This window comes from Kitasatospora sp. McL0602 (assembly GCF_052076145.1).
Taxonomy (GTDB): domain Bacteria; phylum Actinomycetota; class Actinomycetes; order Streptomycetales; family Streptomycetaceae; genus Kitasatospora.
Genome location: NZ_CP197246.1, coordinates 3,613,995 through 3,632,484 on the forward strand (window position 1 = coordinate 3,613,995; position 18,490 = coordinate 3,632,484).

Genomic DNA, 18,490 nt, shown 5'->3' on the forward strand with positions numbered 1-18,490 from the left:
CCGGCCGGTGCGCCACCTGCCCAGGAGGCCCGGGGCAGTGGTATTTACCAGGGCCTCCTCGTCCGGCCGGGGCCGGTGCGGCATCATGTCCGCCATGACGTCGAGCGAACCTGACGAGAACCCCGGCCCGGCCGTGACCACGGTCGGACCGCTGCCCGGCACCGTGGTCGTCCCGGCGGACGAGGACCCGGTCGCCGAGGCGGGCAGCGAGGTGCTCGGCGGGCCGCCCGGCCGACGGGCCCTGCTCGGGGTCTCCTGGTGGGTGCCGGCCCGCTTCCTGGCGCTCGCGGTGATCGTCACGTGCGTGCTCGGCATGGTGCAGAAGCTGCCCTGCTACGACGGCGGCTGGTTCCACGGCGCCACCGCCCAGTACACCCACGCCTGTTACAGCGACATCCCGCACCTCTTCACCGGGCGCGGCTTCTCGGTCGGGCTGCACCCCTACCTCGACAAGCTGCCGCAGCCCAGCCCGGACATGCAGTACCTGGAGTACCCGGTGCTGACCGGGCTCTTCATGCAGATCGCCGGCTGGCTGACGCCGCTCGGCGGCACCGGGGAGAGCCGCGAGCAGTGGTTCTGGATGATCAACGCCGGGATGCTGCTGGTCTGCGCCGTGGTGATCGTCGTCGCGCTCACCCGCACCCACCGCCGCCGCCCCTGGGACGCGCTGCTCTTCGCCCTCGCGCCCTGCCTGGCCCTCGACGCCACCATCAACTGGGACCTGCTCGCCGTCGCGCTGGCCGCCGTCGCGATGGCCTACTGGTCCGGCAGCCGCCCGGTCTGGGCCGGGGTCTTCATCGGCCTGGCCACCGCCGCGAAGCTCTACCCCGTGCTGCTGCTCGGCCCGCTGCTGGTGCTCTGCTGGCGGGCCGGCCGGTGGCGGGCCTTCGGCCAGGCGGCCGGTGCCGCCGCCGCGGCCTGGCTGATCGTCGACCTCCCGATTATGCTGGCCAACTGGCAGGGCTGGGCGACCTTCTACACCTTCAGCCAGACCCGCAAGGAGGACTACGGCTCGTTCTGGCTGATCCTCATGCAGGACCGCAACCAGCAGTTGGACACCCTCAACACCTGGATCGCCATCCTGCTCGTGGTCTGCTGCCTCGCGATCGGCTGGCTCGCGCTGTCCGCCCCCCGGCGCCCGCGCTTCGCCCAGCTGGCCTTCCTGGTGGTCGCGGCCTTCATCCTCACCAACAAGGTCTACTCACCGCAGTACGTGCTCTGGCTGATCCCGCTCGCCGCGCTGGCCCGCCCGCGCTGGCGGGACTTCCTGATCTGGCAGGCCTGCGAGGCGCTGTACTTCCTCGGCATCTGGTCGTACCTGGGCTTCGTCAGCGACTCCAAGCAGCACGGCATCGGCCAGGACTGGTACCACTTCGCCGTCGTCCTGCACCTGGCCGGGACGCTCTACCTGTGCGGGATGATCGTCCGCGACATCCTGCTCCCCGAGCGCGACCCCGTCCGCTGGGACGGCAGTGACGACCCGTCGGGCGGTGTGCTCGACCACGCGCCCGACGTCTTCGTGCTCGGCGCCGCCCGCCGGCTGGGCGAGGAGCGGACGTACGAGGAGTTCCGCCTGGACGACCTCGACTGGGTCTCGGCCGGGGGCGACCGCCAGTCCGATGACGGGAAGTCCGACGACCGGAAGCCCGACGGGACGGCCTAGCGGTCGACGACCCGGTCGAAGTGGGTCGTGGTGTGGCGGGTGTTGAGCGGCAGCTCGTCGCCGATCGCCGGCGGCTTCGCGTCGGCGGGCAGGAAGAGGATGCTGACCTGCATGTGCGGGGGCTCGGCGAACCAGAGCTGACGGCCGGACCAGGAGTACGGCGAGAGCGTCCGGTTGACGGTCGCCAGGCCGGCTCGGGCCAGGCCTTTGGCCCGCGGCACCATGCCGTGCAGGTACTTCGGCGCCTCCAGGCCGACGCCGTGCGCCGTGCCGCCGGTCACCACCAGCAGGTGCCCGTCCGAGGGCGCCTTGTGCTGGCGGTAGCCGTACCGCTCGCCCCTGGCGATCGGGGTGACGTCCAGGACGGTGGCGCGGGCCGTCAGCGCACCGGTGTCACCGAGCCAGAGCCGGGTGCCGATCCGGGAGCGGAAGACCGTCGCCGGGAACTGCCCGGCGAGCCGGGCGAGATCGGCCGCGCCGAGGTGGCTGAGGAAGACCGTGCCGGTCGGCAGGCCGACCGCCGCGATCGCCGAGACCCACTCGGCGACCTCGGCCACCGGGTCCGAGCCGTCCGGCCGGTCCAGCGGCAGGTGCAGGGCGAAGCCCTCAAAGACGACGCCGTCCACCGGCAGCCGGGCCAGATCGGCCCGGCCGATCCCGTGCCGCCGCATGCTCGTCATGCACTCCACCACCACCCGGGTGCCGTACGGCAGCGCCCGCAGCGACTCCACGTGCGCGACCGTCCGGACCACCCGGGCCGGGAGGTCGAGCGGCTCCTCGCCGACCCGGTACGGGGTGAGCACCAGTAGGTCGTCCGGGTAGTGGACGAGCGCGGCGTGCGCCTCGGCGGCCGTCCCCACGGCGAGCATCCCCGTCCCCAGCCGCCGCGCCTCCGCCGCCAGCCGGTCGTTCCCCAGGCCGTACCCGTTGCCCTTGGCGACCGGCACCAGCCCGGGGAACTCGGCCAGCACGGCCTGCTGGTGGGCCCGCCAGCGGGCGGTTTCCACGGACAGCGAGAGGGTCATCGGTACTCCCCGAGAGAAAAAAGTAGGTGCAGTCTCAGCGGCGCGACATGTAGAGGTCGAGCGCCTTGTGCAGGAGCTTGTTGAGCGGGAAGTCCCACTCCCCGAGGTACTCGGCGGCCTGCCCGCCGGTGCCCACCTTGAACTGGATCAGCCCGAAGAGGTGGTCGTCCTCCTCCAGGGTGTCGCTGATGCCGCGCAGGTCGTAGATCCCGGCGCCGAGCGCGTACGCGTCGCGCATCATCCGCCACTGGATCGCGTTCGACGGCTTGACCTCGCGCTTGTGGTTGGCGGAGGCGCCGTAGGAGTACCAGACGTGCTCACCGACCGTCAGCATCGTGGTCGCGGCCAGCGGTTCGCCCTCGTGGTACGCGACGTAGAGCCGCATCCGGTCCGGCCCCTCGGCGGCCAGTGCCTTCCACATCCGCTGGAAGTAGGCCAGCGGGCGCGGGGTGAAGTGGTCCCGGGCAGCGGTCACCAGGTAGAGCTGGTGGAAGACCCCGAGGTCCTCGTAGCCGCCCTGGACGACCTCGACGCCGCTCTTCTCGGCCTTCTTGATGTTGCGGCGCCAGAGCTGGTTGAAGCCGCGCTGGACGTCGTCCAGTGAGCGGTTGGCCAGCGGCACCTGGAAGACGTATCGGGGTTGGACGTCGCCGAAGCCGGCGCCGCCGTCCTCGCCCTGGAGCCAGCCGGACTTGCGCAGGCGGTCGGCGACCTCGAAGGCCCTCGGCTCGTACCAGTCGGGCTCGACGTCGCGCAGGCGCTTGGCCTCCTTGCCGGCGATCGCCTCCTTGATGGTGGGGGCCTCCCAGCGGCGGATCACCACCGGCGGGCCCATCTTCACCGAGAACGCGCCCTGCTTCTTCAGGTGCGCCAGCATCGGCTCCAGCCACTGCTCCAGATCCCGGTCGAACCAGTCGATCACCGGGCCCTCGGGCAGGTACGCCAGGTACCGCTTCACCTTGGGCAGCTGCCGGTAGAGCACCAGACCCGCGCCGACCTGCTCGCCGGAGGGCTCGAACCAGCCGATGCTCTCCGAGCGCCACTCGGCCTTCACGTCGCCCCACGAGGGCACCTGCATGTGACTGGCCGACGGGCGGCTACTGACGAAAGCCAGGTGTTCCTCGCGGGTGATCGTCCTCAGGCGCAAGCTCATGCTGGGGTTTTCCTCCTCGGTCGGCTGGTCCAGGGGTGACCCTATCGCCCGAATGGTCCGTTTCGGGCGGGTGGCGCCAACGCGACGGCGCCCTCCTCGCAGACCTGTGCACAGGTATCTACGCGAGGAGGACGCCGTAAGTTACGCCATCAGGGGGGCTTGGTCCGGGCCGGTCAGGGTGAGTGAGGCTCCGCTCGGCGCGAGCCGGTCATCGCACGCCCCCGCCGCTAGAGCCCGCCGAACAGCCCACCGTGCGCGAGGCCGATGCCGAAGCCGAACAGCGACGCGCCGAGCGCGATGACCACGACGAACCGCTCCGCCGTGGTGACCGAGATGAACTGGCCCCAGAGGCCGGTGACGATCCCGGCCAGGCCGGTCCACGAGCTCAGCATGTGCAGCCCGTGGAAGAACGAGGTGATGAACGCCAGCAGGCCGAACACCACGGTCAGGCCGACGAGCGTGTTCTCGCGAGGGTGCGGATGGCCGTCGGTGTTGAGCGTGACCGACGGGAATCGACGGATGGTCTGTGCCATGGAACCCACCTCCTGGGTGGTCTCACGCCCTGACGCTCGGGCGCCGTTCTGTACAGATTGCGGCGGTTGGGGCGTGGATCACAACCCCTATGCATTTTGTTCGGCCGTACGGGTGCAGGTAGGCTGTGCGGTCTGCACTGGTGTAGTTGTGCCCCCGTCTGCCCTCAGGGCGTCGGAGGCCAGATGTCAGTCCTCCTCACTACGGTGGGAGGAGGTCGTCACTGCACCAGTGTCGACGCTGCACAACCCTCCTGCCACGGAGAGACCGTGGCCGCTGAGTCCAAAGGAGGTGGGTTTCTCATGCGTCACTACGAGCTGATGGTCATCCTCGACCCCTCGGTCGAGGAGCGCGCTGTCTCCCCCCTGATCGAGAACTTCCTCGCTGTCGTCCGCAACGGCGGCGGCAAGGTCGAGAAGGTCGACACCTGGGGTCGCCGCCGTCTGGCTTACGAGATCAACAAGCAGTCCGAGGGCATCTACTCGGTCATCGACCTGCAGGCCACGCCTGCGGTCGTCAAGGAGCTCGACCGCCAGCTTGGCCTGAGCGAGTCGGTTCTGCGGACCAAGGTCCTGCGCCCGGACACCCACTGAGCCACTTCCTGACGCCCTAGGCGTCGGGTGGTTCACGTCCGCTGTTTCACGTGAAACAGAGGACGAGCACCGCAGAACTTCTTTCCGAGAGGTCATCACCACCATGGCAGGCGAGACCGTCATCACCCTCGTCGGCAATCTCGTCGACGACCCCGAGCTGCGCTTCACCCCTTCGGGTGCCGCGGTCGCCAAGTTCCGCATCGCTTCGACGCCGCGGACCTTCGACCGTCAGACCAACGAGTGGAAGGACGGCGAGAGCCTCTTCCTCACGTGCAACGTCTGGCGTCAGCCCGCGGAGAACGTCGCCGAATCGCTGCAGCGCGGCATGCGCGTCATCGTGCAGGGCCGACTGCGCCAGCGGTCTTACGAGACCAAGGAAGGCGAGAAGCGCACGGTCTTCGAGGTCGAGGTCGACGAGGTCGGTCCGAGCCTGCGTTCGGCGACCGCCAAGGTCACCCGGGCCAACCGGTCCGGTGGGCAGCAGGGCGGCCCCGGCGGTGGTTTCGGTGGCGCCAGTGGCGGCGGCTTCGGCGGCGGCCAGCAGGGCGGCGGCAGCTGGGGAGGCCCGAACCAGGGCAACTCCGGCGGCGGCCAGTCCGGCCCCTCCGACGACCCGTGGGCGTCCAGCACTCCCCCCTCTGGTGGAAACCAGGGTGGCGGCGGCTGGGGTGCCCCGGCCGGTGGCGGCTACTCGGAAGAGCCTCCGTTCTAGAGCGGTGCGCGCCGAGCCTGCTTCGCGTGACCCTTCGGGTCGCCGGAGCACAGGCTCAGGCATGCTGAGAGATTTCGTGCGACCTGTTGGGTGCCTGGCACCCTGCGGGTCGTGAACCCCAAATGGAGCACACAATGGCGAAGCCGCCTGCTCGCAAGCCGAAGAAGAAGGTTTGCGTCTTCTGCAAGGACAAGGTCAACTACGTTGACTACAAGGACACGAACTTGCTCCGCAAGTTCATCTCCGACCGCGGGAAGATCCGCGCTCGCCGGGTCACCGGCAACTGCACCCAGCACCAGCGTGACGTCGCCACGGCCGTGAAGAACAGCCGTGAGATGGCGCTGCTGCCCTACACCTCCACCACGCGCTAAGAGAGGGTGACCGAAACATGAAGATCATCCTCACGCACGAGGTTCCCGGTCTCGGCTCGGCCGGCGAGGTCGTCGAGGTCAAGGACGGCTACGCCCGCAACTACCTGGTCCCGCGTGGCTTCGCCATTCGCTGGACCCGGGGCGGCCAGAAGGACGTCGACGCGATCCGTCGCGCCCGCAAGATCCACGAGATCCAGACCCTTGAGGCTGCCAACGAGATCAAGGGCAAGCTCGAGGGCCTCCAGGTCAAGCTGGCCGTTCGCTCCGGCGACGCCGGCCGCCTGTTCGGCTCGGTGACCCAGGCTGACGTCGTGGAGGCCATCAAGGCCGCCAACGGCCCGGCCGTGGACAAGCGCGCTGTCGCGATCGGCTCGCCGATCAAGACCGTGGGCACCCACCGTGTCTCCGTCAAGCTGCTCGCCGATGTCCAGGCCAACCTCGACGTTGTCGTCGTCTCCGCCTGAACCGAGCGCTAGCTGCTCGCTGTACGTCTGAGGGCCGGACTCCCCACGGGGAGTCCGGCCCTCGGTCGTTCGTTTCGCTGCTTGTTCCCGCAGCCGCTCAGGCCCGGACGGCGCCGGTGACCAGCCAGGCACCGGTGCGGAAGCGGCGCCAGAGCAGGACGCCCCGGGTCAGCATGAAGAGGTTCATCGCCCCCCAGAGCGCCGCCAGCCCGCCGCCGAAGGCCGGGACGCAGAGCGCCACCGGGGCGAAGACCGCGAGGGTGCCGAGCATCGCCCAGGCCAGGTAGCTGCTGTCCCCGGCACCCATCAGCACCCCGTCCAGCACGAACACCAGCCCGCCCACCGGCTGGGTCAGCGCGGCCAGCAGCAGGGCCACCGACAGCTGGTGCCGGACGGCGGGGTCGCCGGTGAACAGCGGCACGTAGAGCGGCCGCGCCAGCAGCATCAGCAGCCCGAGCACCACCCCCGCGCCGATGCCCCACTGCACCATCCGCCGCGCGGCGGCCCGGGTGCCGGGCACGTCCGCGGCCCCCAGGTACCGGCCGACGATGGCCTGGCCGGCGATCGCGATGGCGTCCAGGGCGAAGGACAGGAAGACCCAGATCGTCATGGTGATCTGGTGCGCGGCGATCTGCACGTCCCCGAGCCCGGCGGCGACGGCGGTGGCGATCATCAGCACGGCCCGCAGGCTCAGCGTACGGATCAGCAGCGGCCCGCCCGCCCTGGCGCAGGCCCGTATCCCGGCGGTGTCCGGGCGCAGGCTCGCGCCCTCGCGCCGCGCACCCCGGACGACCACCAGCAGGTAGGCGGCGGCCATCCCGGTCTGGGCGAGCACGGTGCCCCAGGCGGACCCGGCGACCCCGAGCCCGGCGCCGTAGACCAGGCCGAGGTTCAGCAGGATGTTGGCGCCGAAGCCGCCGATCGCGACCAGCAGCGGCGTACGGGTGTCCTGGAAGCCGCGCAGCACGCCGGTCGCCGCCATCACCATGAGCATCGCCGGGATGCCCAGCGCGCTGATACGCAGGTAGGTGACGGCGTACGGCGTGGCGGTGGGGGAGGCGCCGAGGGCGGCGGCGGCCTGCGGGGCGAGCAGCAGGGTGAGCGCGACCACCGCGCCGGAGAGCAGCAGGGCGAGCCAGATGCCGTCCATGCCCTGCTGGACGGCGGCCTGCCGGTCGCCGGCGCCGATCCGGCGGGCGACGGCGGCGGTGGTGGCGTACGCGAGGAAGACGAACACCCCGGTGACGGTGGAGAGCACGGCGGCGGCGACGCCGAAGCCGGCCAGCTGGGCGGTGCCGAGGTGGCCGACGATCGCGGAGTCGGCCATCAGGAAGAGCGGCTCGGCGACGAGCGCGCCGAAGGCCGGGAGGGCCAGGGCGAGGATCTCGCGGTCGTGGCGGCGGGGCTCCGGCTGCCGGCGGGCTGGGGCGGTGGTCATCGGGCCAGCGTACTCATCCACAGGTAAGAGGTGCAATGCCTTGTTGATGCTTACCTGAAAGGGGGATAGGGCTGTGACCCGGGTGGGTCGTCGGAGTGGCGGCCAAGCTGTGTGAAGTATTTCTCATGCACAGCCGGTGGAAGGAGTAGTTGCAGGTCAGAGCGTTGACGCCGAGTAGATGGTGTGGTTATCCACAGTGATGTCCACAGAGTTGTGCACAGGTTCGAGGCAGTTACCCACAGCTGGGGGCCCGTCATCCACATGCCCTGTGGATAACCATCTTGGCCGATCGACGTCCGGCCCCTTAGCGTGGACGCCTGCCCGCGGTTCGGTCCGGGCGACACCTGCCACCCGGTGCCGGATTTGTCCGCACGGTGGCGTATGAAGGAAGGTGCGCCACCGGCACGGTCGCGGCACCCTGTTCCACCTGCTCCATCTGTTCCACCAGCACTTCCCGCACCTCCTGTACGTCCTGCTCCACTCGCTCCACTCGCTCCACTCGCACCGCTCGCTGATCGGGGAACACGCGTGACCGGCCCCCAGTACGACGACCACGACGTACCTCCGCCGCCGGAGGACGACTGGCAGCCGTCCGACGACGCCTTCCCCCCGGGGCCCTTCCCGGACGGGCCGGGCGACCGGCTGCCCGTGTCGCGCAAGGGCGGCGACGGCGGCAAGGGGGGCGGCAAGGGCTTCGGCGGCGGCGGTGGATCCGGCGGGTCCGGCGGGTCCGGCTCCGGCTCCGGGTCGGGCTACGGCGGGAAGCGCAAGCGGGACGAGGACTCCGGCGCCGACCGCCAGCCCGCCGACGGCTTCGAGCGGGTGCCCCCGCAGGATCTCGCCGCCGAGCAGTCCGTCCTGGGTGGCATGCTGCTCTCCAAGGACGCCATCGCGGACGTCGTCGAGGTGCTCAAGCCGCTCGACTACTACCGCCCGGCCCACGAGCTGATCCACAGCGCGATCCTCGACCTCTACGCCCGGGGCGAGCCCGCCGACCCGATCACCGTCGCCAGCGAGCTCACCAAGCGCGGCGAGCTGACCCGGGTCGGCGGCCCCGGCTACCTGCACACCCTGGTCAACTCCGTCCCGACCGCGGCCAACGCCGAGTACTACGCCGAGATCGTCCACGAGCGCGCCGTCCTGCGCCGCCTGGTCGAGGCGGGCACCCGGATCGCCGGCATGGGATACGCCGCCGAGGGCGACGTCGACGAGATCGTCAACGCTGCCCAGGCCGAGATCTACGCCGTCACCGAGCAGCGCACCAGCGAGGACTACGCCCCCCTCGCCGACATCATGGAGGGCGCCCTCGACGAGATCGAGGCCATCGGCTCCCGCCAGGGCCAGATGTCCGGCGTCCCCACCGGCTTCGCCGACCTCGACGCGCTGACCAACGGCCTGCACCCGGGCCAGATGATCGTCATCGCGGCACGACCCGCCATGGGTAAGTGTGTCGCGGACACGACAATGCTGGTGGAGTCGACCACCGGGGAGCGCGTCACCGTCGCGGACTTCGTACGCCGAGGTCAGGCCGGAGAGAAGCTCGAAGTCCACACGCTCGGGGACGACTGGAAGCTGCGCAGCATCCATCCCTCGGACTTCATCGACAACGGCCGCCGGTCCGTCCTGACGCTGACGACCCAGCTCGGACGCTCGATCACCGCCACCCCGAACCATCCCTTCCGCACGCTGCGGGGATGGGTGCCGCTGGAAGAGCTGCGCCCGGGGGACCGGATCGCCGTGGCACGGGATCTCCCGGCCAGGGCATCGGCGGAGCTGCCCAGTGCGCTGGTGGCCCTCACGGGCTACCTGCTCGGTGATGGCTCGCTGCGGGGGGCCACACCTCACCTCACGGCCTGCTCGCCCGAGATCCGGGGCGACGCCGACGGTTGGGCGCGTCAGCTGATGTTGCGTCCGCACCACTCGGTGCTCCGTGACTGTGGCGACGTGGAGTGCTCCGAGGAGGCGGACGAAGGACATCAGCACCCTTCGCGGGTCTCCTTCCCCAGCGCCGTCCCGGGCGGGAACCAGCTCACCGAGCGCCTTGAGCAGTGGGGTCTGATGGGGGCGGGGAGCCACACCGAGTTCGTCCCCGAGGTCTTCTTCCGGCTGCCCGAGCAGCAGATCGCGCTCTTCCTCTCCCGCCTCTACGCCACCGACGGCTGGGCCTCGGTGTCGAAGCCCGGCAACCAGCCGCAGGTCGGCTACTGCTCGGTGAGCGAGCGGCTCGCGCGCGATGTCGCGCACCTGCTGCTGCGGCTGGGCATCGTCGCCAAGGTGGTCCGCCGCACGGTGGAGTACCAGGGTGAGCGGCGTCCGGCGTTCCAGGTGCTGATCCACGACATCGACCAGATCCGTACCTTTGCCGCCCGGGTCGGCATCTTCTCCAGGGAGCGGCAGCTCGCCGAGGTGCTGGTGAGCGTCGGCGAGCGGGTCGGTCAGCCGAATCTCGATCTGATCCCCGCTGAGATCTGGGAGCTGGTCAAGGCCGAGAAGGGCGAGCTGAGCTGGGCCGAGGTGAGTGCCCGGACCGGCCGTCCGCGGAAGCACAACTGGCATGTCGGGCAGCAACTGAGCAGGCACCGGTTGATGGAGCTCGCCAAGGCGCTGGACTCCCGCCCGCTGCTGGACATCGCCTCCTCCGATGTCCAGTGGGACAGGATCGAGTCGATCGTGCCGGCGGGCGAGGCGCAGGTGTACGACCTCACCGTCGACGGCACGCACAACTTCGTCGCCGACGACATCGTCGTCCACAACTCCACGCTCGCCCTGGACTTCTCGCGGGCCTGCTCGATCACCAACGGCCTGCCGAGCGTGATCTTCTCGCTCGAAATGGGGCGCAACGAGATCGCCATGCGTCTGCTCTCCGCCGAGGCCCGGGTCGCGCTGCACCACATGCGTTCGGGCAACATGACGGACGACGACTGGACGCGCGTCGCCCGGCGGATGCCGGACGTCACGGCGGCGCCGCTGTACATCGACGACTCGCCGAACCTGTCGATGATGGAGATCCGCGCCAAGTGCCGGCGGCTGAAGCAGCGGGCCGACCTCAAGCTGGTGGTCATCGACTACCTCCAGCTGATGCAGTCCGGCGGCTCGCGGCGCGCCGAGAGCCGGCAGCAGGAGGTCTCCGACATGTCGCGAAACCTGAAGCTGCTGGCCAAGGAGCTGGAAGTCCCGGTCATCGCCCTCTCCCAGCTGAACCGTGGCCCTGAACAGCGCACCGACAAGAAGCCGATGGTCTCCGACCTCCGCGAATCCGGCTCCATCGAGCAGGACGCCGACATGGTCATCCTGCTCCACCGCGAGGACGCCTACGAGAAGGAGTCCCCCCGAGCCGGCGAGGCCGACCTGATCGTCGCCAAGCACCGTAACGGCCCGACCGCCACCATCACCGTCGCCTTCCAGGGCCACTACTCCCGCTTCGTCGACATGACGCGGGAGTGACGCGGGTGGCTGGGGCAGCCTCGACCCGGCTGGGCCGGGGCTGCTGAACGCCGCTGGGTCGGCTGGCCAGCGACTGCCCTGCCTTGCTCATCCACGGAACCCTCAGCGACACTCTCGCAGCGAAGCACGCGGAGGACATGGCGGCCCGCCGCCCCAACACCCGGCTCGTCGAGCTCCCGACCGGCCACACCGTCCACGAGACCCGACCCCGTGGGATTCGCAGCCACCGTGCGGAAGTTCCTCGAAACTCTGTGAGCGCAGCAGGGAACAGCAGACTCTGATGCCTCGGAACGCGGTGATTACCCTGAGGCGATGACGACTACCGTGCTGTCGATTTCAGTGGGCGACACTCAGGGGCCACCGCTCCGGCCGTTGCCGATGAGGATCGCCGAACTGCTGCAGCGACTTGACGCCCCACCTCGGCTCGTTGCTCACCTTCGAGCAGTCCATGATGTCGCCTCGCAACTCATCGCCTGGGTCGAGCCGCAGTATCCTGCGCTGGTCTTCGACCGCGAGGCGGTGCTCTTCGGGGCGGCGACGCACGACATCGGCAAGACCGTGCATGCCGCTGAGCTGTCCGGCCCTGGTTCGGAACACGAAGAGGCCGGGCGAGAGCTCCTGTTGGCGCACGGGGTTAGCGCCGAGCTGGCCCGCTTCGCCGGCAGCCATGCCTCCTGGGACGTCCAGGGTGTCGGGATCGAGGATCTGCTCGTGAGCTTGGCCGACAAGATTTGGAAGAACAAGCGAGTCCCCGACCTGGAGGATCTCGTGGTGGTTGAGCTCTCCCGGAGCAGTGGCCGGGCTGCATGGGAGGAGTTCATGAATCTGGACGAGGTCCTCACCCGGGTCGGGGACGGATCCGATGAGCGGCTGGCCTTCCAGATGTCCTACCCGGTGCACAGCTGACGCTGATCCGTGGCAGTCCCTGCCTCGGGTACTGAGTGCTGATTCAGTCTCAGGGGGGATGCCCGCTGCTCCGGCAGGCGCGGGAGAAGAAGAAACGATGCGCTGAGTGGGGAAGCCGAGCAGAGCCGGGCCCGGATCGAGGCGTGGCTGCGTACCTGCGCGCGGCGGCTGAATGGCGGCGCGGTCCAGGTGGGCGTTTCCGGGGGTGTGCTCGGGACCCGCGACGGGCAGAGGCTCCGGGGGTCGGGGACCGGCGGGCTCGGGGGTGGCCGGTTGTGTTTCTTCTTCTCTCGGACCTGCCGGAGCAACAGGTCATGGGGGGTTGCCCCCGCTATCGGTGGTTCAACGGGTCAGGCGACGGCACCGAGGATGGGGGCCCAGGTGGGACCGGTGAGGACGGCGATTGCCTGCTGCTCGGAGAGCGGGGGTGCGGTGCGGGTCGGCTTCGGCACCTCGGCGCCGGTGCCGGCGCCGGTGCTGTTCCACTGGACCAGCTGGACCTGTGCGCCGGTCGACTTCAGGGTCACCGTGACCGTCCAGCGGCGGGTGCCGGTGTCGGCGACGCCGGCTGGGTGCCGGGCTGCGGCCTGCTCGGACATCACCACGGCCCCGCCGGGAACTGTGGCGCTGCTCGGCAGCTCGGTCACGGTGCAGCTGTCACCTGCGGGGCGCGCGGGGGTCTGCTCGCAGCTCAGCCCGTCGCCGTCCTTGAGCGGCAGCTTGAGCCGGACGGCCGAGACGCCGACCGAGGCGATGCCGTGCCCGTCGTCGAGGAGCAGCCCACCGTTGGCGACGTACCCGCTGTTCGGGTCCGAGGGGTTGTTGCTCTGCCCGGTCTCCTGGGTGAACCGGCCGCCGGGGAACGTCGTCTCCAGGGTCTTGATCATCTGGTTGCCGCTGATCGCCGAACGGGGCATCGCCAGCGCGACCGTCTCGAACTCGGAGCTGGAGTGTGTCCCGGGGAGTGCGCCGGGGCTCACCAGGCCGGCTGCCGCGAGTGCGGCGCAGGCGCTGACCCCGAGGACGACGCCTGCGCTGCGCCGACGCCGACGGCTGCGCCCTTGCGTGACGGCTGCGCCCAGGAGCGGGGTGAGATCGGGTTCGATGGAGTCGGTCGTGCGGTCCAGGGCGTGTGCGAGGTCTGCTTCGAACGGCATGCTGGTGTCACCTTTTCTGTCACTGATGGGGTGTTCGGGGCGGTTCTGACCTGGGCCCACTGATGTGTCAGTGCAGGACCAGGTCGGACAGGCTGTCGCCGAGCAGTGCACGCACCCTGCCGAGTGCACGGGTGCCCTGGGAGCGGACCGCGCTGCTGCTCAGCTTGAGCATCTGGGCGGTCTCCTCGATGCTGCGGTCCTCCCAGTAGCGCAGCAGGAGCACCGCCCGGTCGCGGGGCGGGAGTTGGCCGAGCGCATCCAGCAGGGTCAGCCGCAGCGCGGTGTCCGGGCCGGCTGCTGCACCGTCGGGCAGGCTCCCCGTGGGGCGTTCTCCGGTGCTCCGCCGACGCCGCAGGCTGAGGAAGGTGCGGACCAGGACCGTCTGGGCGTAGGCCGCCGGGCTGTCCGCACGGGCCACCTTCTTCCAGTGCACGTACACCCGGCTGAGGGTCTCCTGGACCAGGTCCTCGGCGAGATGCGTGTCGCCGACCGCGAGGACGTACGCCGAGCGGTACAGCGCCTTCCCCCTCGCGGCCACGAACTCCAGGTACTCATCCTCCTGTGCTGACTTCACTCGGTTCCCGCCTGTTCCCTTGTTACGTGATCCCCGTGCATACCCCTGATGACTACGTGAGACGTCAGGATGTCGCGTCAGCGGAGCACTTTTGTACGGAGCCCGCCCCGGGGGCCGTGGGAGGATCGCGGCCATGGGGTGGATCGAGGTCGCGGACGGGGTGTTCCGGCGGCGGTACGAGCCGTGTGACGTGACGGTGGGGGTGGTGGCAGGGGAGGGCGGGCTGCTGCTGGTGGACACCCGGTGCGGGTTGGCCGAGGCGCGGGAGGTGCGGGCGCAGCTGCGGGAGTTGTCGAGCGCACCGGTGCGGTGGGTGGTCAACACGCATGTGCACTTCGACCATGTCTGGGGGAACGCCGAGTTCGCCGCGCCGAGGCAGCTGCCGGCGGCGGAGATCTGGGCGCACCGGGCGGCGGTCGCGGCGATGCGGGCGGCGGCGGACGACCCGAGGGCGGCGGAGTTCCGGGCGTACCTGGCGGGGCGGGGGCCGGAGTGGGCGGCCAGGATCGCCGAGTTGGTGGAGGTGGCGCCCGATCGCGAGGTCGAGCGGGAGCACACCCTCGATCTGGGTGGCGGCCGGGTGGTCCAGCTGCGTCATCTGGGGCGTGGGCACACCGACGGTGATCTGGTGGTGCGGGTGCCGGACGCGGGTGTGGTGTTCGTCGGTGATCTGGTCGAGGAGTCGGGGCCTCCGGCCTTCGGGGCGGACTGCTTCCCGGGGGAGTGGGCGACGACGCTGGATGCGTTGGTGGCCTTCGCCGGGCCGGGTGCGGTCTTCGTGCCGGGGCACGGCGAGCCGGTGGGTGAGTCGTTCGTGCGCGGGCAGGCGGCGCACATCCGGGCGCTGGTGCTGGAGGGCCGGGTGGCGGCGGATGGGTGAGGAGATGCGGCCCTGGGAGGTGGCGGCGCCGTTGGTGCGGGCGGCGCAGCGGGGGGATGCGCTGGCGATGGACGATCTGTTGAGGTTGGTGACTCCGTACGTGACGCGGCTCTGTGCGCCGATTGCTCCTCGGGACACGGCTGATGCGGTGCAGGAGTCGCTGTTGGCGGTCTTCCGTGGGCTGAAGGGCGTGCGGGAGCCGGTGGCGTTCTACGGGTGGGTGCGGTCGGTGACGGTGCGGGAGGCGGTGCGGGTGGCGCGGCGGACTTCGCAGGAGGTGGCGGCGGGCCCGGAGGAGATGGCCCGCATCGGTGACCGGCTGGCTGACCGGATGGCGGCGGTCGGGGGTGCCGAACTGGGCTCCGAGGTACGGGATCTGCTGGCGCGGATGCCGGTGCGGCACCGGGCGGTGCTCGTGCTGCGGGAGTTGGAGGGGTTGGACGAGCGGGGGACGGCCGAGGTGCTCGACATACCGGAGGGGACTGTGAAGTCACGGCTGAGCAGGGCCCGTTCCTCCTTCCGGAAGGCGTGGACGCGATGAGTGCACCGGACCCGGTGGGTCGGCTGCGGGTGTTGGCGGCCGGGCTGCGCGACCCGCTGTACGGGGAGCGGTTGATCGGTCTGCCGTTCGAGCAGGTGTGGGCGGTGGTCGCCGACCTGGAGGGTGAGCTGCCCCATCTCATCTCGTTCGTCCGGGAGTTCCGGGTCGCGCCGGGGGACAGTGAGCGGAAGGAGGCCCGTGCGGTGGACGTGCTGGGCCTGCGCGGTCCGTTCGAGGTGCGGCTGCGCCCGGGGTGGTGTCTGATGCAGTCCCGGCTGGTGACGATGGGCATGGCGGCCGTCCCGGAGGGCGGTGGGACTCGGCTCGCGGTCTGCGGTGCGGTGCGGCCCGCCGTGCTCGGCCCGGTGCAGAGCGCCTACCGGCGTCTGCTCGGGGAGCGCCGCACCCGGGCGTTCTTCCGGGAGGTGGAGCGGCGGGCCGCGCTGCGTTGAGTCAGGTCGTCCGGGCGAGCAGGCTCCGTAGTGCCTCGGCGACCAACTCCGGGCGTTCCTCATGCAGATGGTGGCCGGCTCCCGGCACCGTCGTGACGGTGAGGTCGTCGGCGTACGAGGCGGTGTCGGTCGGGGCTGCCGGGGGGAAGACCGGGTCGTGCTCGCCGCCGAGCAGGAGCGTGGGCACCGTCAGGCGGCTGCGCCGGTGGGTGCCGCGAAGGCCCGCCGGGATCTCGTGCAGCACGTACTGCCACATGAGCGCCTGGCCGGCGTGGGCGGAGGTCTGGGTCGCCTCGGTGAACTCGGTGAGTTCGGCGGGCTGCCACCCGGCCGGGTCGGCGACGGCCCGGCGCAGCAGGTGCCGGGTGAAGGCGGGCCAGTGGCGGAGTACGAGCCGGCCGACGACGGGGTACTCGATGAAGGCCGTGAACCACATCCGCCACAGCTGCGGCAGGATGCGGCGGTGCGGTGTCCAGGGGTTCATGGCGTTCAGGGCGAGGAAGGCCCGGATGCGGGCCGGGGCCTGGCGGCCGAGCCGGAAGCCCACCCCGGCGGCCCAGTTGTGGGTGACCAGCGTGACCCGGTCGAGCCCGAGGGTGTCCAGCAGCGCGAGCACGTCGGCGGTGAGGGATTCGGTGTCGTAGCCGCGCGGGGTCTGTTCGGACCAGCCGAAGCCGCGCAGGTCGACGCAGATCAGCCGGTGGTCGGCGGCGAGCAGGGGGACGAGCCGTCGCCAGGCGTACCAGTGCTGCGGGAAGCCGTGCAGCAGCAGGACGGGTTCGCCGGTGCCGAACTCGGCCAGGTGGAGCCGGGCTCCACGGACCGTCATCCAGCGGTGTTCGGCGCCTTCGAGGTGTGGGACGGGGCGGGTGCTGACGGTCATGAGGGCTCCTCTGCCGGGCGGCCGGTGGTGCTGTCGTCCGGTCAGGAGGGGCGGCGGGGGGCAGAGGTTCCCTCGGGTTTTTCGGGGCGGGGCGAAGGGTCAGCGCTTGCGGGCGAGGGTGACGCCGTCGCGGACGGGGAGCATGACGGATTCGACCCGGGGGTCGGCGGCGATGAGGTCGTTGAGGCCGCGCATGGTGACGTACTCCTTCTCCTGGCAGGCGGGGTCGAGGGTGCCGCCGCCGAGGAAGACGTTGTCGAGGACGACGAGGCCGCCGGGGCGCAGGCGCGTGACGATCTCCTCGTAGTAGGCCGGGTAGCCGGTCTTGTCGGCGTCGATGAAGGCGATGTCGATGGTCTGGTCGGTGGGCAGCGCGCGGAGGGCGTCGAGGGCGGGGCCGATCTTCAGCTCGATGCGGTCGGCGACGCCTGCACGCTGCCAGAACTCCTGGCCGACGGAGGTCCACTCCTCGCTGACGTCGAGGGCGAGGAGGCGGCCGTCGGCCGGGAGGGCGCGGGCGATGCAGAGCGAGGAGTACCCGGTGAAGACGCCGACCTCGACGGCGAAGCGGGCGCCGACCAGGCTGGTCAGCATGGAGAGGAAGACGCCCTCGTCGTGCGAGACCTGCATGCCGGCGGCCCGGCCGGTGATCTCGCGGGTCGTGACGACCAGCTCCTGGAGCAGCTCGTCGGCGGGCGTGCAGTGGGCGAGCAGGTAGTTGCTGACGACCGGGTCGAGGGTCTGGATGTCGTCGCCGGTGAGGGGCTCCGTCCAGGCGAGGTCGAGCTCCTCGTCGTCGGCGTGGCGCAGCAGTTCGCGGGCGACGGAGTCCTGGATGCTGGTCAGCGCGGCGAAGTCCTCGGCCGACACGACGAATTCCAGTCGGCGCAGGCCGGCCCGCCGGACCACGCAGGTGCCCCGGTCGAAGGTGAGGGTGCCCCGACCGTCGAGGGTCATTGCGGCGGTTGTGTCGGGGGCGGGGTGCGAGGTGAGCTGCTCGATGTAGGCGGTGGGGCGGTCGGTGATGAGCTCGGTGGTGGTGACGGGCACGGGGTTCTCCAGAGGTAGGAAAATCAAGCGTCGAGAATATTGAACACTTCGACGGGGCAGAGTCTGCCGTCCCACGCCGACGTTTGTCAAAGCGTCGAGAGAAGTGGACACTTAAGCCATGGACGAGGAAGACGAAGGCGAAGGTCTGGTGCTCCAGTCACCCGAGCAGTTCAAGGCGCTCGGGCACCCGGTGCGCCACCGCATGGTCAACGTGCTGCGCCAGCGGCCCGCGACGCTGCGCCAGCTGGCGACCGCACTGGGCCTGGTCAAGGGAACCGCCGGTTACCACGTACGGGTGCTCCGGGAGGCCGGTCTCGTGCAGCTCGCCGAGACGCGGCAGGTGCGCGGCGGCACCGAGCAGTACTTCGCCCTGGTCAGCAAGGGTTTCAAGCTGCACAGGGACGCCGCGGTGGGCCCGGAGTTCCTGGTCCACGCGGCCCTGAGCGAGATGCTGCCCGACCGGAGCGGCACCGAGACGCTGCTGCGCCACCTCTGGCTCACGCCCGACGAGGTGCAGGCGCTGACCGCCCGGGTGCAGGTGTTCGCCACCGATCCGCCCCCCACCGACGGCTCCCGGGGGGAGGCGTACGGCCTGCTGATCAGCCTCTACCGGGCCGACATCCCCAGTCTGGCGCAGGAGGAGTAAGGCTGAC

Annotated in this window: 20 protein-coding genes; 12 read left to right on the forward strand and 8 right to left on the reverse strand. The window is 70.5% G+C overall.

Annotated elements, in window-relative coordinates:
* The first annotated feature begins 94 nt into the window (after window positions 1–94).
* Window positions 95–1,663 (forward strand): glycosyltransferase family 87 protein, encoded by a 1,569-nt coding sequence (locus tag ACR68M_RS16385; protein WP_441251247.1) that lies wholly within the window; start codon window positions 95–97, stop codon window positions 1,661–1,663.
* Here the strand turns inward: ACR68M_RS16385 and ACR68M_RS16390 are convergent.
* The 3 genes from ACR68M_RS16390 to ACR68M_RS16400 all read right to left on the reverse strand — a co-directional run bounded on the left by ACR68M_RS16390 (window position 1,660) and on the right by ACR68M_RS16400 (window position 4,374).
* Complete coding sequence (locus tag ACR68M_RS16390) at window positions 1,660–2,688, reverse strand: alanine racemase (RefSeq protein ID WP_441251248.1); 1,029 nt, start codon at window positions 2,686–2,688, stop codon at window positions 1,660–1,662. The two genes, ACR68M_RS16385 and ACR68M_RS16390, sit on opposite strands and share 4 nt — an antisense overlap.
* A gap of 34 nt (window positions 2,689–2,722) precedes the next feature.
* The gene (locus tag ACR68M_RS16395; RefSeq protein ID WP_441251249.1) at window positions 2,723–3,841 is read right to left on the reverse strand and encodes a lipid II:glycine glycyltransferase FemX; all 1,119 of its coding nucleotides are present in this window, start codon (window positions 3,839–3,841) and stop codon (window positions 2,723–2,725) included.
* Window positions 3,842–4,068: 227 nt separating this feature from the next.
* Entirely contained in the window at window positions 4,069–4,374 is a 306-nt protein-coding gene (locus ACR68M_RS16400; protein WP_441251250.1) for a hypothetical protein, read from the reverse strand.
* A 300-nt stretch (window positions 4,375–4,674) separates the two neighbouring features.
* Between ACR68M_RS16400 and rpsF the strand changes: the two genes are divergently transcribed.
* The 4 genes from rpsF to rplI all read left to right on the forward strand — a co-directional run bounded on the left by rpsF (window position 4,675) and on the right by rplI (window position 6,512).
* On the forward strand, window positions 4,675–4,965 hold the full coding sequence (gene rpsF / locus ACR68M_RS16405; RefSeq protein ID WP_441251251.1) for a 30S ribosomal protein S6: 291 nt from the start codon (window positions 4,675–4,677) through the stop codon (window positions 4,963–4,965).
* Between the two features lie 103 nt (window positions 4,966–5,068).
* Window positions 5,069–5,677 (forward strand): single-stranded DNA-binding protein, encoded by a 609-nt coding sequence (locus ACR68M_RS16410; RefSeq protein WP_441251252.1) that lies wholly within the window; start codon window positions 5,069–5,071, stop codon window positions 5,675–5,677.
* 134 nt (window positions 5,678–5,811) lie between these two features.
* Entirely contained in the window at window positions 5,812–6,048 is a 237-nt protein-coding gene (gene rpsR, locus ACR68M_RS16415) for a 30S ribosomal protein S18 (protein WP_030270170.1), read from the forward strand.
* Between the two features lie 17 nt (window positions 6,049–6,065).
* Entirely contained in the window at window positions 6,066–6,512 is a 447-nt protein-coding gene (gene rplI / locus ACR68M_RS16420; protein WP_441251253.1) for a 50S ribosomal protein L9, read from the forward strand.
* Window positions 6,513–6,609: 97 nt separating this feature from the next.
* On the opposite strand, the gene ACR68M_RS16425 is transcribed toward rplI, so the two are convergent.
* Window positions 6,610–7,950 carry an MATE family efflux transporter gene (locus ACR68M_RS16425; RefSeq protein ID WP_441251254.1) on the reverse strand — a complete coding sequence of 447 codons (1,341 nt, stop codon included), beginning with the start codon at window positions 7,948–7,950 and terminating at the stop codon, window positions 6,610–6,612.
* 391 nt (window positions 7,951–8,341) lie between these two features.
* On the opposite strand from ACR68M_RS16425, the gene ACR68M_RS16430 reads away from it, so the two are divergent.
* The 3 genes from ACR68M_RS16430 (at window position 8,342) to ACR68M_RS16440 (ending at window position 12,300) form a co-directional block, all read left to right on the forward strand.
* A complete protein-coding gene (locus ACR68M_RS16430) occupies window positions 8,342–8,482 on the forward strand; it encodes a hypothetical protein (RefSeq protein ID WP_441251255.1) in 141 nt (46 codons plus the stop codon).
* Entirely contained in the window at window positions 8,479–11,394 is a 2,916-nt protein-coding gene (gene dnaB, locus ACR68M_RS16435; RefSeq protein WP_441251256.1) for a replicative DNA helicase, read from the forward strand. The genes ACR68M_RS16430 and dnaB overlap by 4 nt, the downstream gene beginning before the upstream one ends.
* Before the next feature lie 312 nt (window positions 11,395–11,706).
* Window positions 11,707–12,300: an HD domain-containing protein gene (locus ACR68M_RS16440; protein WP_441251257.1), complete on the forward strand. Its 594-nt coding sequence runs from the start codon at window positions 11,707–11,709 to the stop codon at window positions 12,298–12,300.
* Between the two features lie 350 nt (window positions 12,301–12,650).
* Here ACR68M_RS16440 and ACR68M_RS16445 read toward each other — a convergent pair whose 3' ends face one another.
* Both ACR68M_RS16445 and ACR68M_RS16450 read right to left on the reverse strand, forming a co-directional pair.
* Complete coding sequence (locus ACR68M_RS16445) at window positions 12,651–13,457, reverse strand: hypothetical protein (RefSeq protein WP_441251258.1); 807 nt, start codon at window positions 13,455–13,457, stop codon at window positions 12,651–12,653.
* A gap of 67 nt (window positions 13,458–13,524) precedes the next feature.
* Window positions 13,525–14,031, reverse strand: a complete 507-nt coding sequence (locus ACR68M_RS16450; protein WP_441251259.1) for a SigE family RNA polymerase sigma factor — start codon at window positions 14,029–14,031, stop codon at window positions 13,525–13,527.
* A 133-nt stretch (window positions 14,032–14,164) separates the two neighbouring features.
* On the opposite strand from ACR68M_RS16450, the gene ACR68M_RS16455 reads away from it, so the two are divergent.
* Genes ACR68M_RS16455 through ACR68M_RS16465 form a run of 3 tightly spaced genes read left to right on the forward strand, consistent with a single transcriptional unit; the run spans window position 14,165 to window position 15,904 of the window.
* Entirely contained in the window at window positions 14,165–14,911 is a 747-nt protein-coding gene (locus ACR68M_RS16455; protein WP_441251260.1) for an MBL fold metallo-hydrolase, read from the forward strand.
* Window positions 14,904–15,452, forward strand: a complete 549-nt coding sequence (locus ACR68M_RS16460; RefSeq protein WP_441251261.1) for an RNA polymerase sigma factor — start codon at window positions 14,904–14,906, stop codon at window positions 15,450–15,452. The genes ACR68M_RS16455 and ACR68M_RS16460 overlap by 8 nt, the downstream gene beginning before the upstream one ends.
* Window positions 15,449–15,904 carry a hypothetical protein gene (locus tag ACR68M_RS16465; RefSeq protein WP_441251262.1) on the forward strand — a complete coding sequence of 152 codons (456 nt, stop codon included), beginning with the start codon at window positions 15,449–15,451 and terminating at the stop codon, window positions 15,902–15,904. Before ACR68M_RS16460 ends, ACR68M_RS16465 begins: the two co-directional genes overlap by 4 nt.
* 1 nt (window position 15,905) lies before the next feature.
* Here ACR68M_RS16465 and ACR68M_RS16470 read toward each other — a convergent pair whose 3' ends face one another.
* Both ACR68M_RS16470 and ACR68M_RS16475 read right to left on the reverse strand, forming a co-directional pair.
* Window positions 15,906–16,787: an alpha/beta fold hydrolase gene (locus ACR68M_RS16470; protein WP_441251263.1), complete on the reverse strand. Its 882-nt coding sequence runs from the start codon at window positions 16,785–16,787 to the stop codon at window positions 15,906–15,908.
* A 99-nt stretch (window positions 16,788–16,886) separates the two neighbouring features.
* Window positions 16,887–17,864: a DUF2218 domain-containing protein gene (locus ACR68M_RS16475; protein WP_441251264.1), complete on the reverse strand. Its 978-nt coding sequence runs from the start codon at window positions 17,862–17,864 to the stop codon at window positions 16,887–16,889.
* Window positions 17,865–17,955: 91 nt separating this feature from the next.
* Between ACR68M_RS16475 and ACR68M_RS16480 the strand changes: the two genes are divergently transcribed.
* Window positions 17,956–18,483 (forward strand): ArsR/SmtB family transcription factor, encoded by a 528-nt coding sequence (locus ACR68M_RS16480; protein ID WP_441251265.1) that lies wholly within the window; start codon window positions 17,956–17,958, stop codon window positions 18,481–18,483.
* Window positions 18,484–18,490 lie beyond the last annotated feature (7 nt).

Coding starts and splice junctions, on each gene's coding strand:
- rpsF (WP_441251251.1), top strand. CDS start 4,675: ATGCGTCACTACGAGCTGATGGTCATCCTCGACCCCTCGGTCGAGGAG.
- ACR68M_RS16470 (WP_441251263.1), bottom strand. CDS start 16,787: ATGACCGTCAGCACCCGCCCCGTCCCACACCTCGAAGGCGCCGAACAC.
- ACR68M_RS16395 (WP_441251249.1), bottom strand. CDS start 3,841: ATGAGCTTGCGCCTGAGGACGATCACCCGCGAGGAACACCTGGCTTTC.
- ACR68M_RS16480 (WP_441251265.1), top strand. CDS start 17,956: ATGGACGAGGAAGACGAAGGCGAAGGTCTGGTGCTCCAGTCACCCGAG.
- ACR68M_RS16425 (WP_441251254.1), bottom strand. CDS start 7,950: ATGACCACCGCCCCAGCCCGCCGGCAGCCGGAGCCCCGCCGCCACGAC.
- rplI (WP_441251253.1), top strand. CDS start 6,066: ATGAAGATCATCCTCACGCACGAGGTTCCCGGTCTCGGCTCGGCCGGC.
- ACR68M_RS16455 (WP_441251260.1), top strand. CDS start 14,165: ATGGGGTGGATCGAGGTCGCGGACGGGGTGTTCCGGCGGCGGTACGAG.
- ACR68M_RS16440 (WP_441251257.1), top strand. CDS start 11,707: ATGACGACTACCGTGCTGTCGATTTCAGTGGGCGACACTCAGGGGCCA.
- rpsR (WP_030270170.1), top strand. CDS start 5,812: ATGGCGAAGCCGCCTGCTCGCAAGCCGAAGAAGAAGGTTTGCGTCTTC.
- ACR68M_RS16460 (WP_441251261.1), top strand. CDS start 14,904: ATGGGTGAGGAGATGCGGCCCTGGGAGGTGGCGGCGCCGTTGGTGCGG.
- ACR68M_RS16385 (WP_441251247.1), top strand. CDS start 95: ATGACGTCGAGCGAACCTGACGAGAACCCCGGCCCGGCCGTGACCACG.
- ACR68M_RS16410 (WP_441251252.1), top strand. CDS start 5,069: ATGGCAGGCGAGACCGTCATCACCCTCGTCGGCAATCTCGTCGACGAC.
- ACR68M_RS16445 (WP_441251258.1), bottom strand. CDS start 13,457: ATGCCGTTCGAAGCAGACCTCGCACACGCCCTGGACCGCACGACCGAC.
- ACR68M_RS16400 (WP_441251250.1), bottom strand. CDS start 4,374: ATGGCACAGACCATCCGTCGATTCCCGTCGGTCACGCTCAACACCGAC.
- ACR68M_RS16465 (WP_441251262.1), top strand. CDS start 15,449: ATGAGTGCACCGGACCCGGTGGGTCGGCTGCGGGTGTTGGCGGCCGGG.
- ACR68M_RS16390 (WP_441251248.1), bottom strand. CDS start 2,688: ATGACCCTCTCGCTGTCCGTGGAAACCGCCCGCTGGCGGGCCCACCAG.